This window comes from Trinickia sp. (assembly GCF_057351765.1).
This window is the reverse complement of the sequence record NZ_JBMRBK010000054.1, coordinates 1-14943: the sequence shown is the minus strand read 5'-3', so window position 1 is coordinate 14943 and position 14943 is coordinate 1. Positions and strand designations below refer to the sequence as shown.

The following is a 14943-nucleotide window of genomic DNA, read 5'->3' as shown; positions in this document are numbered from 1 at the left end:
TCCTTATGAATTGCGCTGAAACATCTTCAGCATGCGTTGTGTGACGAGGAACCCGCCGGCGATGTTGATCGTCGCGACAAAGAGCGCAATGCCGCCCAGCACGGTCACGAGCGCATTGCCGGTGCCGAGCTGCAGGAGTGCGCCAATGACGATGATTCCGCTGATCGCATTGGTCACGCTCATCAACGGCGTATGCAGCGCAGGCGTCACGTTCCAGATGACCTGATAGCCCACGAACACGGCCAGCACGAACACGGTCAGATGCGAAACGAACGAAGACGGCGCGAGCGCGCCCAACGCGAGAAGCGCCAGTACGGCGATGCCCAGCAGCACGGCCGAAGCTGCGCCCGACGCACGCGCGGCCGTCCCGGCTTCGCTCTTGTCGGCCATCCCAGGCACCGCATGCGGTACCGCGCCCGGCGCGGGGCGATGCAACGCGACGGCGGGTTGCTTCGGCGCGGGCGGCGGCCAGGTGAGCTTGCCCGCATGGACCACCGTGGCGCCGCGCACGACCTCGTCGTCCATATCGATTCGCAACGTGCCGTCCTTTTGCGGCGTCAGATCGGTCAGCAAATGCCGAACGTTGGTGGCATAAAGCTGGCTCGATTGGGTTGCCATGCGGCTCGGCAAATCGGTATAGCCGACGATGGTCACACCGTGTTCGACGACGGCCTCGCCCGGCTTGGTCAGCTCGCAGTTGCCGCCCTGCTCGGCCGCCATATCGACGATCACGCTGCCGGGGCGCATCGATTCGACCATCTGCCGGGTGATCAGCTTCGGTGCCGGCTTGCCCGGAATCAATGCGGTCGTGACGATGATGTCGATTTCCTTGGCCTGCGCCGCGAACAGTGCCATCTCCGCTTCGATGAAGCGCGCACTCATCTCTTTCGCGTAACCGCCTGCCCCGCTGCCCTCCTCGTCGATGTCGACGGTCAGAAACTCGGCACCGAGACTCTGCACCTGTTGCTCGACCTCGGGGCGCGTATCGAAAGCGCGCACGATCGCGCCGAGCCCGCGCGCCGCACCGATCGCGGCGAGACCCGCCACGCCGGCGCCGATGACCATGACCTTCGCGGGCGGCATCTTGCCCGCGGCCGTGATCTGACCGGTAAAAAGCCGGCCGAAGCGATACGCGGCTTCGATCACCGCGCGATAGCCGGCCATGTTCGCCATCGAACTCAGCGCATCGAGCTTTTGCGCGCGCGAAATACGCGGCACGCAATCCATCGCGAGCGCATTGGCGCCGCGAGCGGCCAGCGCATCGACGAGCGAGGGATGCTGCGCAGGCCAGAGAAAGCCGATGAGCGTCGCGCCCGGTCCGAGGAGCGTGGCCTCGTCGACCCCAAGCGCCGGATGGTGCTCGGGCGGCCGGACCTTGACGACGACATCGGCCTCGTTCCATAGGGCGCGCGCATCGGTGACGATCCGAGCACCCGCCGCGCGATACGCTTCGTCATCGAACGCGGCCGCCGCACCCGCTCCCGTTTCGACGCTCACTTCATAGCCGAGCTTGCGCAATTGTGCGACTGTCTCGGGCGTGGCGGCGATGCGCCGCTCGCCCGGATGCACCTCTTTCGGCACCGCAATGGTCATCGCCATATCAGCCCCTCGCACCAAGCACGTTGGACAGGGCGCCGATGCCCTCGATCGACACGCTGACCTCGGCACCATCCTTGATGGAACCCACGCCCACAGACGTCCCGCACGCGATGACATCGCCCGGCATCAGCGTCATGTCATGCGAGATCATGCTCACCTGTGCCTCGGGCGAAAAAATCATGTCCGCCAGCGGATAATTCTGCCGCTCGACATCGTCGAGGCGCGTCACGACATGGGCGTTGCGCCAGTCGAAATCGGTGCGGATGGCCGGGCCGATGCAGCTGAACGTGTCGAACCCCTTCGCCCGGCACCATTGTGCGAAGTTGGGATCCTCGTTGAGCAGCTCGACAGCCGTGACATCGTTGATGCAGGTGTAGCCGAAGATGCAGGCCGCGGCCTCGTCGACGGACACGTCGCGGCATTGTCTGCCGATCACGATGCCGAGTTCGCCCTCATAAGCGATCTTGCCGCCGTAGCCGGTCGGCCGCCGGATCGGCTGCCCCGGGCCGATCACGGACATCGGAGGCTTGATCAGAAACAGCGGATGCGAAGGCGCCGCCTTGCCGAGCTTTTCGGCCAGCGCGTAAAAGTTGTTCCATAAAGCGATGACCTTGGTCGGCGCGCACGGGCTCACGAGCCGCACGTCCTCGAGCCGCCGCCGGGATCCGGTCGCACGAGCCGCGCCAAACATATCGCCCTCGTACTCGGCCACGCAATCGTCTTCGAGTACACCGAAGCCGACGCTTCCGCCGGACGAGTGAAAGCGTATCCACGAACTCATCGGGATATCTCCTGAAGTTGAATTGGGCTTGTCGGGCGAGCCGATGCGATGCAACGCAATGCCCGCCCGTTGCAACGCGGCGCGATGCGCGGCCCGCCGAGCGGGCCGCCGCATTTCGCCGGTGCAGTTCCGATCAGATCGCGCCTGCCGCGCGCAGCTCCGCAATCTGATCGGCAGAAAATCCGAGCTCCGCCATGACTTCGTCCGTATGCTCGCCAAGCAGTGGCGAGCGCGTGACGACGGTCGGGCTGTCGGAGAGCTTGATCGGGTTACCGACGCTCAGGTACGACCCGCGCACCGGATGATCGACCTCGACGATCGTGCCCGTCTTGCGCAGCGACTCGTCCTCCGCGATCTCCTTCATCGACAGCACCGGACCGCACGGGATGTCGTAGCGGTTCAGAATCTGCATCGCCTCGACCTTGGTCTTGCTCATGGTCCACCGTTCGATCTCGGCGAAGATATCCTTGAGTCGCGGCAACCGCGCATCGGGGGTCGCGTAATCGGGATCGGTGACCCACTCCTCCTTGCCGATGACGTTGCAGATCTTGCCCCACACGGGCGCCTGCGCAATGAAATAGATGTAGGCGTTGTAATCCCACTCCCAGTTCTTGCAGCGCAGGATCCAGCCCGGTTGGCCGCCGCCCGACGCATTGCCCGCACGCGGCACGGCCGGACCGAAGGTGCCCGCGGGATGCTGCGGATACTCGCGCAGTACACCGGTTCGATCCAGGCGCTGCTGATCGCGCAGCTTCACGCGGCAAAGGTTGAGCACGGCGTCTTGCATGGCCGCCAGCACGTACTGTCCGCGGCCCGTAACGGTGCGCTGGTAAAGCGCCGTCACGATGCCGAGCGCGAGATGCAGCCCGGTGCCGCTATCGCCGATCTGCGCTCCGCTGACGACGGGTGGCCCATCGTCGAAACCCGTAGTCGACGCCGCGCCGCCCACGCACTGGGCGACGTTTTCATAGACCTTGCAGTCCTCGTACGGTCCCGGCCCGAAGCCCTTGACCGAAGCGAGGATCATGCGCGGATTCAACTCCTGTATGCGCTCCCAGCCGAAGCCCATGCGCTCGAGCGCGCCCGGCGCGAAGTTCTCGACGAGCACGTCGCATTTCCGGATCAATGCCTCGAGCACTTTCTTGCCTTCGGGATGCTTCGCGTCGATGGTCACCGAACGCTTGTTGTGATTGAGCATCGTGAAGTAAAGACTGTCGGCATCGGGAATGTCGCGCAGTTGTTCGCGCGTAACGTCGCCCGCTCCTGCCCGCTCGACCTTGATGACGTCCGCGCCAAACCAGGCCAGTAGCTGCGTGCAGGTTGGCCCGGACTGCACATGCGTGAAATCGAGGACACGCACCCCCTTCAATGCCTTGCCCACTTCCTGTCTCCAATATTCATTCGTATCGATCAGCGCCGATTGCGATGGCGCAAGGTGCCGCATTCCCAGTCGGTCGGCGGTGTGCGAGTCCGTCAGCGCGACGATCCAGCCGAGACGACGAGCGCCATCGCGGCCCGGCGCGCCGCCGCGAGCGCGGCGGCTTCGCTCGCGAAGACCGCATCGTCGACGACCCGCTGAAACGGCAGCAGGCTCACATGCTCCTGCGGCTCGCCGTCCGCCGCATCGCGCACCGCCGCGAAGGCTGTCCATCCGCCGTTGTCGATCAGTTGCCTCGCCGACAGCTCGAGCCGAAACCGGCCCAGTATTTCCACCTGCATCACACGCCCCTTCGTTGTGCTCTCCCGCATCGCGTGCGGCTTGCCGGCCGAGCCGCGCTTCACGCGCCAGCGCGCGCTTCGAGCTCCGCGAGCCTTTTGCGCAAATTGCGATCTTCCTGGAAGCGGCTCGTCTCGTCGCGAATCACCGCGACGATCCCCGTCAATGCGCCGTCAGCCGAATGAAGCAGCGCGACCGTAAACGCGATCGACAGCGCACGGCCATCCTTGTGCACGGCCGGTACCTTCAACACGTCGTTGCCGTAGCGCGTCTGGCCCGTCTCCATCGTCTTCCGATAGCCGTCCCAATGACGCTGCTGCAAGCGTTGAGGGATGATCAGATCGAGCGACTGGCCGAGCGCCTCTTGCTCCGTGAAGCCGAACATGCGTTCGGCCGCGGGGTTCCACAACGTGATGCTGCCCTCGGCGTCCGAGACGACGACCGCATCGCCGATAACCGAAAGCAACTGCTGCAAATCGACTGTCGTTTTCATGGCGCATATCCCATTCGTATTGACGGGGGCAGTATATCGACCGCCCCCGCCGCTTTCGCGCAGACCGTCAGACGGCACCGATCTCCTTCATTTGGGAGATCTGTTCCTGGGTATAGCCAAGCTGTTGCAGAACCTCCTCCGTGTGCTCGCCGAGCAGCGGCGACGACGTGATCTCGGGCTTGAGGTCCGAGAACTTGATCGGGCTGCCAACCGTCAGGTAGGTGCCGCGTACCTTGTGCGGCACTTCGACGATCGAACCCGTCTTGCGCATCGATTCGTCATAAGCCAGCTCCTTCATGCTGAGCACCGGCGCGCACGGAATGTCGAACTTGCGCAGGATGTCGACCGCTTCGAACTTCGTCTTGTCGCCAAGCCACTCTTCGATCTTGCCGAAGATGTCGAAGATATGCGGTTGACGGGCCTCCGGCGTCATGTAGTCGGGATCGTTGATCCATTCCGGACGGCCGAGGGCGCGGCAAATCGGTTCCCACGCATGGTCCTGGACCGTGAAGTAGATATAGGCGTTCGGATCCGTCTCCCAGCCCTTGCACTTGAGCACCCAGCCCGGCTGCCCACCGCCGCCCGCATTGCCGCCGCGCGGTACGACGTCGGTGAACGTGCCGTGCGGATACTGCGGGTACTCCTTCAGGAAGCCCACGCGCTCGAGACGCTGCTGATCGCGCAGTTTGACGCGGCACAGGTTCAGCACCGCATCCTGCATCGCGACTGCCACCTTTTGCCCCTTGCCCGTCTTCTGGCGGCCGATGATCGCCGTCAGGATGCCGATCGCAAGATGCATGCCGGTGTTGGTATCGCCGAGCGCGGCCGCGCTGATCGTCGGCGGGCCGTCCCAGAAGCCGGTCGTCGAGGCGGCGCCGCCCGCACACTGGGCGACGTTCTCATACACTTTCAGATCGGAATAGTGATGCCCCTCCGAGAAGCCTTTGACCGATGCCACGATCATCTTCGGATTGAGCTCCTTGATGCGCTCCCACGAAAAGCCCATGCGATCGAGTGCGCCGGGGCCGAAGTTCTCGACGAGGACGTCCGATTCGCGGATCAGCTTTTCGAGCACCGCCTTGCCCTCGGGCTTCTTGGTGTCGAGCGTCAGCGAACGCTTGTTGCTGTTGAGCATCGTGAAGTACAGCGCGTCAGCGTCGGGAATGTCGCGCAGCTGATTGCGCGTCACGTCGCCGGCGCCCGGGCGCTCGACCTTGATCACGTCCGCACCGAACCAGGCGAGCAGCTGCGTGCAGGCGGGGCCGGCCTGAACATGCGTGAAATCGATGATCTTGATGCCGTCTAACGGAAGGCTCATTTTTTTCTCCTGATGTATGGGAATCTCGAGCGTTATTTCTTGCTTGCCGCGCTTTGCGGATTGAGGTTGGTCAGCCGGCCGCTTTCGGTGCCCGCCGATTCGTCGATGACGGCGTTGATGAGCACCGGCTTGCCGACCGCGATCGCTTCGTCGAGTGCCTGTTGGAGCGCTTTCGTGGTCGTCACGTGATAGCCCTTGCCACCGAACGCTTCCATCATCTTGTCGTAGCGCGCGCCCTTGACGAACACCGTCGGCGCGACGTCTTTTCCGCCCGACGGGTTGACGTCCGTGCCGCGATAAACGCCGTTGTTGTTGAACACGACGATGCACACGGGCAGGTCGTAGCGGCAGATCGTCTCGACTTCCATACCGCTGAAGCCGAAGGCGCTGTCGCCCTCGATCGCGATGACCTGCTTGCCGGTTTCGACGGCAGCGCCCACCGCGAAGCCCATGCCGATACCCATGATTCCCCACGTGCCGCAGTCGAGCCGCTTGCGAGGCTGGTACATGTCGATGATGCTGCGCGCGTAATCGAGCGTATTGGCGCCTTCATTGACGATCGTGATGTCGGGGTTGGCCTTGACGACGTCGCGCAGCACGCTCAGCGCGCTGTGGAAGTTCATCGGCGTGGGATCGGCCGCGAGCGTGGCCGCCATCTTCGTCAGGTTCTTGTTCTTGCGTTCGGCCACGGCTGCGAGCCAATCGGCCGCCGGCTTCGGGAAATCCGCGCCAATGCCTTCGGCGAGCGCCGCGACGCACGAGCCGATATCGCCGATCACCGGTGCCGCGATGGCCACGTTGCTGTCGATTTCGGTCGGAGCGATATCGATCTGAATGAACTGTTTCGGGCTGCCCCAGGTCTTGCCCTTGCCGTGCGAGAGCAGCCAGTTCAAGCGCGCGCCGATCAACATGACCACGTCCGATTCGGCGAGCACGAAAGAACGCGCCGCGGACGCCGATTGCGGATGATTGTCAGGCAACAGGCCCTTGGCCATCGACATCGGCAGATAGGGAATGCCCGATTTCTCGACCAGCTCTCGGACGGCGGCGTCGGCCTGCGCATAGGCCGCGCCCTTGCCGAGCAGAATCAGCGGACGCTTGGCGCGCTTGAGCAATTCGAGCGCCCGGCTCACCGATTCCGGCGCGGGCAATTGGCGCGGCGCGGCATCGACCACGCGCACGAGCGATTTCCGGCCGGCCGCGGCATCCATGGTCTGCGCCAGGAGCTTGGCGGGCAGATCGAGATAAACACCGCCGGGACGGCCCGAGACGGCCGCACGAATCGCGCGGGCCACGCCGATGCCGATGTCTTCCGCATGGAGGACGCGGAATGCAGCCTTCGCGTGCGGCTTCGCGATATTGAGCTGGTCCATCTCCTCGTAATCGCCCTGCTGCAGATCGACGATTTCGCGCTCGCTCGAGCCGCTCACGAGAATCATCGGAAAGCAGTTCGTCGTCGCATTGGCAAGTGCGGTCAATCCGTTCAAAAAGCCAGGCGCCGAAACCGTCAGGCAAAGCCCTGGCTTTTGCGTGAGATAACCCGCGGCTGCCGCGGCGTTGCCTGCGTTTTGCTCATGTCGGAAGCTGATGACCCGCATGCCCTCGGCTTGCGCGAGACGCGCAAGGTCGGTCACGGGAATGCCCGGCAACCCGTAGATCGTCTCGATGCCGTTCAGCTTGAATGCGTCGATGACGAGATGAAAGCCGTCGGTCATCGGCGGTGTTTCGGTAGCGGGGATCGTCTCCGGCTCGATCGTCCCAACGACTTCTGCCATGTCTTGCCTCCTTGGCGCAGATGTTTGGTGTTTCTGGTGATATACAATATTCCACACACAGTATTAGTCAAGGCTTTTTTTGCGGCCCGTTGAACGTTGCTGCAGTGCGATTCCCCTCAGCCCTCGACGCGACCCACCGCTGACCGTTTTTCGGTTGCGGTGCACAAGCGAGCCGCCTCTCGAGCTCGCCCTGATTCCGTTGCTTTACCGATACCGCTGCTTCAATCGAGGAAGTCGCAATGCGCCTCGACGAACGCCGCGAGATCGAGCGAATGCTGTCTTACGAGGCGCTCGGCGCGCTCGGTATCGCGCGCCTCGAGGGCTTCGATGATTCGCATGTGATCGCCGATCGAGCGCGAGGCGCGATCGCTGCGCGCGATCGTCATGCGCCTGATCGCGCGCACATGCATGAAGATGTTCTTGACCGTTTCGATGAGAACCGGCGAGTCCGACAACTCGACGAGCGATTGGTGAAACGCGATATTCGCCTCGGAGTACTCCTCGACCTGGTCCGCGGGCGCCGTCTCGCCGAAGTCGTCGAAGAGCCGCCGCAGCCGCGCGAGGTCCTCGTCGGTCGCCCTCAGCGTCGCGAGACGCGCGGCCATGCTTTCGAGCGCCGCCCACATGTGGATCATCTCGACGATCTCGCGCTTGGTCTTGCGCAGGATGTAGACGCCGCGCCGCGGCACGGTCCGCAAGAACCCTTCCTGTTCGAGCAACGTCATGGCCTCGCGCACGGGCGTACGACTTACACCGAGCGCCTCGGCCAGCTCCTTCTCGTCGAGGCGGACCGCCTCGTGCGAACGGTAAATGTCCGTCTCGGCAATCGCACGCTTCAGGCTCGCGTAGGCCTGGTCGCGCAGCGACGCCGAGGCGCCGATCGGCGCCAACGTCAATGCCGCCGGTACACCGCGGCTCTCAGCTTCCCTCTCCATGGCTCTCTGTCCCCTCGCCTCTTCGATATTCTCAATACTGTATATCAGATATCTACCAGACCCAAGCGTTCCGATGCAGTGGCTACGCGAGGAAAGAGGGGCGGGTCGTTGCAGCGAGGCCGCCGCAGCGCGGCTGGCGTGGGTATCCATATGTATTGCCTTATGGTTTTCCAATAAAACTTTAACTATCGACTATCCAATCGGCGCTTTATGCTCTAGTCAAATCATCGATTCACCGATTCATCGATCCGGAGGAAAGGGCTATGAGCCAGGCATTCATCGAGGGGCGCGAGGCCGAGGCCGATCTGCACGCGCATGTGTGCGCCTACAACATGGCGTTTGAGGAGTTGGGACTGCGCTTTCGGTGGGATGCGCGCACGCTTGCATCGCTTGCCTGCATCGAGGACGAAGCGATGCGGATCGTGACGTACATCGAGACTCACCATCCGCATCTGCTCAAGGCCTACAGCCCGGAATTCCTGAGCCACGCCATCCTGACGAGGAAAAACGCGCAGCGCCCCGAGCCGCTGCCGATTCTCGACACGGCGATCCACATGGAAACGAACCGCCCCTCCGTCGTGCAGGTCCGCGCGCGCGATACGCAGGTCCAGACCGATTACAGCTTGCCCATGCTCGCCGGCGCCTGATCCGGTATTCATCAGTACTCCTAATCTTTTCTCGTAACGCCGCGCATTCATCGCGCGGCGTTTTTGTTGCTTGTTACTTGCCGGAGCTTGTTACTTGCCGGGGCTTGTTACTTGTCGAGGCTTGTTACTTGCCGAGGCTTGCCGTGTCTTGTTAGTGCTGCGCGCGAGTCGAGCTCGCGCAATCCGTCCGTCCAAAAACATTGGGCGCCTTGCCCGAAACCGAGCAAGGCGCCCATTAGCCTGCGATCAATGCGTCAGCGACGACGACGAACGAGGTGCCGCAACGAACGATTCACCCTCCCCCTGCGCCTCGATCCAACGCGAGCGCATGGGGGCAAGCAGGAATTTCGCCGCGACCCCCGCAGTGATCGTGATGGCGGCCGACACCAGGAACACCGCGTTCCATCCGCCGGCGGAGGCCAGGATCGATGCGAGCGGCACGAGCAGCGACGCGGTACCTTTGGCTGTATAGAGCAGCCCCGCATTGCCCGCGGCGAATTTGCTGCCGAACGTGTCCGCGCAGATGGCGGGGAAGATCGAGAAGATTTCGCCCCAGCACAGGAAGATCAGCGCCGCGAACGTCATGAACGCATAGGGGTTCGTGCCGTACTGCATGAGGCCGAGCAGCGCGAGGCCTTCACCGATGAAGACGATGAACATCGTGTTTTCACGGCCGATCTTGTCCGAGACGAAGCCGCACAGCGGCCGCGTGAAGCCGTTGCAGATGTTGTCGATCGAAAGCGTCATCGTCAGCAGCGGCAACGTCAGCCCGAAGAGCGTCATCGGCAAGCGCGCCAGGCCCATATCCTTGGCGATCGGCCCGATCTGCGCCGTTGCCATCAACCCGCCGGCCGCCACAGCGACGAACGAGATATAGATGGCCCAGAAGACCGGCGTACGAGCCATCTGACCAGGCGTGTAGTCGACCTTCGTGACCGCGAACTTGCGCTTGGGCGCGACCGCGCCGCGGCCCGTCGGTTTGGCGAGCAGCATGGCGAGCACGAAGATCGAGGCGCCTTGCAGAATGCCGAAGAAGAAGAACGTGTGTTCGTAGCCCGAGCGCGTGATCATGTTGGCGATCGGAATCACGGTGACGGCCGCACCCGCACCGAAACCGGCGGCAGTGAGCCCCGCCGCGAGACCGCGGCGATCGGGGAACCACTTCAGCGCATTGCCGACACACGTACCATAGACGCATCCCGCCCCGACTCCGGCGATGACCGAGGCTGCATAGAGCTCAGGCAGCGTGGTGGCAAACGAATAAATGACCCATGCCAGGCCCGCGCAAACCGCGCCGAGCGCCACCACCGGCCGCGGGCCGAAGCGGTCCACGAGCCACCCTTCCACGGGAACGAGCCAGGTCTCGGTCAGAATGAAGATCGAGAAAGCCAGCTGGATCGACGCAGGTTCCCAATGGTGCCGCGCCTGCATCGGTGCGACAAACAGTGTCCACGCGTACTGAAGGTTGGCCACGAGTGCCATACAGAGCATGCCGATGAACAGCTGAGACCACCTGCCCTTCCAAAATGCAACGTTTCCGTCCATTTGCTTCGTCTCCATCCATCTAATTATTGAAAAGCGAGAGGCGCAACGGGCCTACACTCTTAATTCATTCATTCTTTATGAATCATTTATAAAATCGAGTGAGTGCCTGAGCCCTTGAATGCGATGAGTGAAAAGGCAACCGGCCGACGGCATCGACGTGACAGACTCGCGCCGGGGCTCGAGCCGCCTTGCTGCGCGGCGCGGCGCCGATGCGCGCTTTCCTGTTCGATGACAAAGCCTGATTGCATAGACGCATGCTAGGGGCAGCGATGAATTACCGATAATCAAAGTTTGTTACCGTCTCGATTCACTTTCACTTATGGACCGCCCGAGCACGGCTCGGGGCCCACGGCGCAACACGTTGCGGGATTGCCGGTCTCTCGCCTACGCAAGTCAGGTCGCTCCTGCCGGGTGTTATCCCTAATGTGCGCAAAGTGCGTTTCGTCGGCAAAAGGGGCCGACGCATAGGGTCTTTGCTAAGTTAGGAAAACCTGAAGTTTGTTACGATGACGATCCAGTTTTGCTTATGGACCCGCTTCGGCCATGACTATCAGAAATGCAACGCTTCGGCAGCTGAAGGTCTTCGAAACGGTTGCCCGCCTCCTGAGCTTTTCACGTGCCGCAGAGGAGCTTCATCTGACGCAGCCGGCGGTCTCCACGCAGGTTGCTCAACTCGAAGAGCACGCGGGGTTGCCTCTTTTCGAACAGCTTGGGAAGAAAATCTACCTGACGCCGGCCGGCACCGAAATGCTGCAGTTCAGCCGCACGATCCTTCAGCAATTCCAGCAGGAGGACGAAGCGATGAGCCAGCTCAAAGGTATCTCCGGCGGTACGCTCAATGTCGCCGTCATCAGCGCGGGCGATTATTTCTTTCCACGTTTGCTCGCCGAGTTCACACGCCGCTATTCCGGGGTGACATTCAATCTCGCGGTCCACAACCGCGAGGAATTGCTTCAGCAGTTATCGACGAATCAGACCGACTTAGCGGTCATGGTCCGCCCGCCGGTCAATATGGACGTCACGACCGAGCCGTTCGCGCCCCATCCCTATGTCATCGTCGCGGCACCGACGCATCCGCTCGCGTCGAAACGCTTCATCACCATGGCACAACTGGCCGACGAGCCGTTCATTGTGCGCGAGCGCGGCTCGGACACCTGGAATTCGATGCAAGAGGGACTCTCCGGCCGGCTCGAGCACCCGAAGGTGGCCATGGAGATCAAGAGCACCGAGACGATCAAGCAAGCCGTGATCGCGGGTATGGGCATCGCTTTCCTGTCGGCTCACACGATCAGTCTCGAATTGCAAGTCGGCAATCTCGTCGTGCTCGACGTCGAGGGCTTCCCCGTCATGCTCAACTGGTATGTCGTGCACCGCAAGAACAAACGCCTGCCTCCCGTTGCGGAAGCCTTCAAGCGTTTCCTGATCGACGAAGGCGCGGCATTGCTCGAGCAGATTACCCGGGTTGGCGCGCTGACCGCGAAGCACGCCTGAACCCGGGCCGCGCGATCAGTCGAGAAAATCGCAATGCGCGTCGACGTAATCGGCCAGATCGAGTGAATGTTGACGGACGAGTCGCTCCGCCAGCTCGGTATCGCGTTTTTCGAGCGCTTCGATGATGCGCAGATGGTCGACGATCGAGCGAGCGGCACGGTCGCTTTGCGAAATCGTCATTCGCCGGATCGCCCGGACGTGCACGAAGATGTTCTTGATCGTTTCGAGGATGATCTGCGATTTCGACAGTTCGACGATCGCCTGATGGAACGCGATGTTCGCATCCGAATACTCTTCGATATGCTCGGCGGGAGTCGTATCGCGGAAGTTGTCGAACATGCGGCGCAAACGGGCGATTTCCTCGTCCGTCGCGTGCAGCGTCGCCTGGCGCGCCGCCATGCTCTCGAGTGCGGCCCACATCTGGATCATTTCGACGATCTCGCGCCGGCTCTTTCGCACGATGTAAATCCCGCGGCGCGGAACCGTGCGTAAAAAACCCTCCTGTTCGAGCAGCGTCATCGCTTCCCGAATCGGCGTTCGGCTGACGCCGAGCGTTTCGCTCAGCATGCGCTCATCGAGCCTCACGGGCTCCCGCGTCGCGTAGATATCGGCGTCCGCAATCGCCTTGCGCAGCATCGCATAAGCCTGATCGCGCAAGCTGACGCTCGCGCCGATCGATTTCAGCGAAAGCGTGAGCGGTGAAGCGGTAGTTTTAGTTAGCAGTTCTGACGACATTTAGTGCCTCACGAGTCCGCCCCGGGCGTGCCCCAGCGTGCACGCCGGCGCCCTCCACTTCGCCCAGGCCGACGAAACGCCCGTGTTTGGCCGCGAGATCCGCGACCGATGCGGGCAGCCATTGCGAAATCAAGTAGGTAACGAGGCTGCCAAGACCGACGGCCGCGAGCGAAAGCAACGACAAGTTCGGAAGTTCCACCAGTTCCATTTCCCACTCCAGGAGAAGTTTGATCAGATGGTAGCCATGGTAATGCTGCGACGCGGCGGCCGTCAATATTTTGTATGTGATATTTCACGGCATCGCCGCGATCCGTTGTTTCAGCGACACGCGTACGAGGAGGAGCCCCACGCACGCGGAGTACCGGGCGACGCACGACCGACAGGATACCGCGCCGCACGGATGTCAGCGGGTAATCGCTTGCACCAAAAAGGGAATCAGGCGGACTTCGGGATGCGGACACCGTCGCCGCAGGCGCGGCAACGGGGTGCGGGAGAGAAAAAAGGCTGGCGGGAATCGGCCGGGAAGCAGTTCCCCTACGATGCGTTACGCCGCGCGAGCCCCTTGCGTGACGCCGGGAGGCTGCGAGGCGGCCCGGGCGGCTGTCTGCGCAAGCGCGTGCTGCGCCGTTTGCTCCCGGAGCTTGATCAACGCGAGAACGGTGTCGATGATCGGGGTCGCCTGGCCAACGAGGCGGCCCATCTCCTGCACGACGGTCAGCAACGGATCGATTTCCATCGGACGGCCGGACTCGAGATCCTGAAGCATCGAAGTCTTGTGCGCCCCAACGGCGCCCGCACCGTCGATGCGCCGCTCCACATCGACGCGGAAATGCACTCCGAAGCGATCCGCAATCGACTTTGCCTCGAGCATCATCGTTCGGGACACGGCACGCGTGCCGGGGTTGCTCGTGATGACGTCGAGCGTCGCATGCGTCAATGCGCTGATCGGATTGAAGCAGAGATTGCCCCAGAGCTTGAGCCAGATTTCATCGCGGATGTCGTCACGGATCGGCGCATCGAAGCCGGCCGCCACCATCATTTCCTGCAACGCGAGGATGCGCTCGGTTTTCTCGCCGCTCGGCTCGCCTATCGGAAACTTCTTGCCGTAGACATGGCGTACGACACCGGGCTCGACGATCTCCGCAGCCGGATACAGCACACAGCCGATCGCGCGTTCGGGCCCGAGGCGTTTCCATTGCGTGCCGCCCGGATCGACGCTGTCGAGCATGGTGCCGGCGAATACGCCCCCATGGCGATAGAAGTACCAATACGGGATGCCGTTGATGGCCGTCACGATCGCGGTATTCGGGCCCAGCAACGGCTGCATTGCGTCGACGACGCCGGCCACGGAATGCGCCTTGAGTGCGACGATGACGTAGTCCTGCTCGCCAAGCTCGCGCGGATCGGACGTGCACCGCACGTTGACCACACGCTCGCCCTCTTCCGTTTGAAGCCGGACGCCATTTTTCTGCATGGCCGCGAGATGAGGGCCACGCGCGATGAAGCTCACATCGGCACCGGCCAGCGCAAGCTGTGCGCCCATGTAAGCGCCAATCGCGCCGGCGCCATATACACAGATCTTCATATGGGTTCCCTAAAGTGAAGTCACGAAAGCGGTGGCGCGCGGCTCGAGTTCGGCGCGGCGCAGCGAAAGCGCCTCGCGAACGATCTCGCGCATCGTGGACGCACTGGCCGCGTCGAGCGCGTTCAGTAGGACGCGTCGCATGCGCGGCTCCCAAAAGGAGCGGATATGCTCGGCGATGCCGGCGAGGGCCTCGTCGCGATCGGGCATCGACTCGAAGAACTCGCCGATGCGGTTGGCCATCTCGATCAGGTGCTGCTCGTTCATCGTCGGTCTCTCACTGTGCTCATTTGCCCGTGCCCGCATGGGCCGCGCCGCGCTCGCG

At 62.7% G+C, this 14943-nt stretch carries 15 protein-coding genes; 2 read left to right on the top strand and 13 right to left on the bottom strand.

All coding sequences use genetic code 11. From position 1 onward, the window contains the following. Positions 1–3: 3 nt before the first annotated feature. The 8 genes from ACO1XS_RS14970 to ACO1XS_RS14935 all read right to left on the bottom strand — a co-directional run bounded on the left by ACO1XS_RS14970 (position 4) and on the right by ACO1XS_RS14935 (position 8618). Positions 4–1599 (bottom strand): Re/Si-specific NAD(P)(+) transhydrogenase subunit alpha, encoded by a 1596-nt coding sequence (locus ACO1XS_RS14970; protein WP_486391052.1) that lies wholly within the window; start codon positions 1597–1599, stop codon positions 4–6. Position 1600: 1 nt separating this feature from the next. Further along, positions 1601–2380: a fumarylacetoacetate hydrolase family protein gene (locus ACO1XS_RS14965; protein WP_331572718.1), complete on the bottom strand. Its 780-nt coding sequence runs from the start codon at positions 2378–2380 to the stop codon at positions 1601–1603. Between the two features lie 133 nt (positions 2381–2513). Beyond that, the gene (gene frc, locus ACO1XS_RS14960; RefSeq protein WP_331572830.1) at positions 2514–3761 is read right to left on the bottom strand and encodes a formyl-CoA transferase; all 1248 of its coding nucleotides are present in this window, start codon (positions 3759–3761) and stop codon (positions 2514–2516) included. A gap of 92 nt (positions 3762–3853) precedes the next feature. Beyond that, positions 3854–4129: a hypothetical protein gene (locus tag ACO1XS_RS14955; protein WP_331572716.1), complete on the bottom strand. Its 276-nt coding sequence runs from the start codon at positions 4127–4129 to the stop codon at positions 3854–3856. A 29-nt stretch (positions 4130–4158) separates the two neighbouring features. Beyond that, positions 4159–4590 carry a PAS domain-containing protein gene (locus ACO1XS_RS14950; protein ID WP_331572714.1) on the bottom strand — a complete coding sequence of 144 codons (432 nt, stop codon included), beginning with the start codon at positions 4588–4590 and terminating at the stop codon, positions 4159–4161. A 67-nt stretch (positions 4591–4657) separates the two neighbouring features. Next, positions 4658–5908: a formyl-CoA transferase gene (frc, locus tag ACO1XS_RS14945; protein ID WP_331572712.1), complete on the bottom strand. Its 1251-nt coding sequence runs from the start codon at positions 5906–5908 to the stop codon at positions 4658–4660. A gap of 32 nt (positions 5909–5940) precedes the next feature. After that, a complete protein-coding gene (gene oxc, locus ACO1XS_RS14940) occupies positions 5941–7683 on the bottom strand; it encodes an oxalyl-CoA decarboxylase (protein ID WP_486391051.1) in 1743 nt (580 codons plus the stop codon). Positions 7684–7904: 221 nt separating this feature from the next. Further along, the gene (locus ACO1XS_RS14935; protein ID WP_486391050.1) at positions 7905–8618 is read right to left on the bottom strand and encodes a GntR family transcriptional regulator; all 714 of its coding nucleotides are present in this window, start codon (positions 8616–8618) and stop codon (positions 7905–7907) included. A 263-nt stretch (positions 8619–8881) separates the two neighbouring features. Here ACO1XS_RS14935 and ACO1XS_RS14930 point away from each other — a divergent pair, with 263 nt between their 5' ends. Next, positions 8882–9265: a hypothetical protein gene (locus ACO1XS_RS14930; protein WP_331572706.1), complete on the top strand. Its 384-nt coding sequence runs from the start codon at positions 8882–8884 to the stop codon at positions 9263–9265. Between the two features lie 246 nt (positions 9266–9511). On the opposite strand, the gene oxlT is transcribed toward ACO1XS_RS14930, so the two are convergent. Continuing rightward, a complete protein-coding gene (oxlT, locus tag ACO1XS_RS14925) occupies positions 9512–10810 on the bottom strand; it encodes an oxalate/formate MFS antiporter (protein WP_486391049.1) in 1299 nt (432 codons plus the stop codon). A gap of 543 nt (positions 10811–11353) precedes the next feature. Between oxlT and ACO1XS_RS14920 the strand changes: the two genes are divergently transcribed. After that, positions 11354–12301 (top strand): LysR family transcriptional regulator, encoded by a 948-nt coding sequence (locus tag ACO1XS_RS14920; RefSeq protein WP_486391048.1) that lies wholly within the window; start codon positions 11354–11356, stop codon positions 12299–12301. 15 nt (positions 12302–12316) lie between these two features. Here the strand turns inward: ACO1XS_RS14920 and ACO1XS_RS14915 are convergent, their stop codons facing one another. From ACO1XS_RS14915 to ACO1XS_RS14900, 4 genes are all read right to left on the bottom strand, one after another. After that, positions 12317–13036 carry a GntR family transcriptional regulator gene (locus ACO1XS_RS14915; protein ID WP_331572700.1) on the bottom strand — a complete coding sequence of 240 codons (720 nt, stop codon included), beginning with the start codon at positions 13034–13036 and terminating at the stop codon, positions 12317–12319. Then, positions 13014–13244, bottom strand: coding sequence for a hypothetical protein (locus ACO1XS_RS14910; RefSeq protein WP_486391047.1), 231 nt, complete (start codon positions 13242–13244; stop codon positions 13014–13016). The genes ACO1XS_RS14915 and ACO1XS_RS14910 overlap by 23 nt, the downstream gene beginning before the upstream one ends. A 336-nt stretch (positions 13245–13580) precedes the next feature. Further along, complete coding sequence (locus ACO1XS_RS14905; RefSeq protein WP_331572698.1) at positions 13581–14621, bottom strand: 2-dehydropantoate 2-reductase; 1041 nt, start codon at positions 14619–14621, stop codon at positions 13581–13583. Between the two features lie 9 nt (positions 14622–14630). Next, a complete protein-coding gene (locus tag ACO1XS_RS14900; RefSeq protein ID WP_331572826.1) occupies positions 14631–14885 on the bottom strand; it encodes a formate dehydrogenase subunit delta in 255 nt (84 codons plus the stop codon). Positions 14886–14943: the final 58 nt, after the last annotated feature.

Excerpts from the sequence above, each read along its gene's own strand:
- ACO1XS_RS14970 (WP_486391052.1), bottom strand. The coding sequence starts at position 1,599 with ATGGCGATGACCATTGCGGTGCCGAAAGAGGTGCATCCGGGCGAGCGG.
- ACO1XS_RS14965 (WP_331572718.1), bottom strand. The coding sequence starts at position 2,380 with ATGAGTTCGTGGATACGCTTTCACTCGTCCGGCGGAAGCGTCGGCTTC.
- ACO1XS_RS14955 (WP_331572716.1), bottom strand. The coding sequence starts at position 4,129 with ATGCGGGAGAGCACAACGAAGGGGCGTGTGATGCAGGTGGAAATACTG.
- ACO1XS_RS14950 (WP_331572714.1), bottom strand. The coding sequence starts at position 4,590 with ATGAAAACGACAGTCGATTTGCAGCAGTTGCTTTCGGTTATCGGCGAT.
- frc (WP_331572712.1), bottom strand. The coding sequence starts at position 5,908 with ATGAGCCTTCCGTTAGACGGCATCAAGATCATCGATTTCACGCATGTT.
- oxc (WP_486391051.1), bottom strand. The coding sequence starts at position 7,683 with ATGGCAGAAGTCGTTGGGACGATCGAGCCGGAGACGATCCCCGCTACC.
- ACO1XS_RS14935 (WP_486391050.1), bottom strand. The coding sequence starts at position 8,618 with ATGGAGAGGGAAGCTGAGAGCCGCGGTGTACCGGCGGCATTGACGTTG.
- ACO1XS_RS14930 (WP_331572706.1), top strand. The coding sequence starts at position 8,882 with ATGAGCCAGGCATTCATCGAGGGGCGCGAGGCCGAGGCCGATCTGCAC.
- oxlT (WP_486391049.1), bottom strand. The coding sequence starts at position 10,810 with ATGGACGGAAACGTTGCATTTTGGAAGGGCAGGTGGTCTCAGCTGTTC.
- ACO1XS_RS14920 (WP_486391048.1), top strand. The coding sequence starts at position 11,354 with ATGACTATCAGAAATGCAACGCTTCGGCAGCTGAAGGTCTTCGAAACG.
- ACO1XS_RS14915 (WP_331572700.1), bottom strand. The coding sequence starts at position 13,036 with ATGTCGTCAGAACTGCTAACTAAAACTACCGCTTCACCGCTCACGCTT.
- ACO1XS_RS14910 (WP_486391047.1), bottom strand. The coding sequence starts at position 13,244 with ATGGAACTGGTGGAACTTCCGAACTTGTCGTTGCTTTCGCTCGCGGCC.
- ACO1XS_RS14905 (WP_331572698.1), bottom strand. The coding sequence starts at position 14,621 with ATGAAGATCTGTGTATATGGCGCCGGCGCGATTGGCGCTTACATGGGC.
- ACO1XS_RS14900 (WP_331572826.1), bottom strand. The coding sequence starts at position 14,885 with ATGAACGAGCAGCACCTGATCGAGATGGCCAACCGCATCGGCGAGTTC.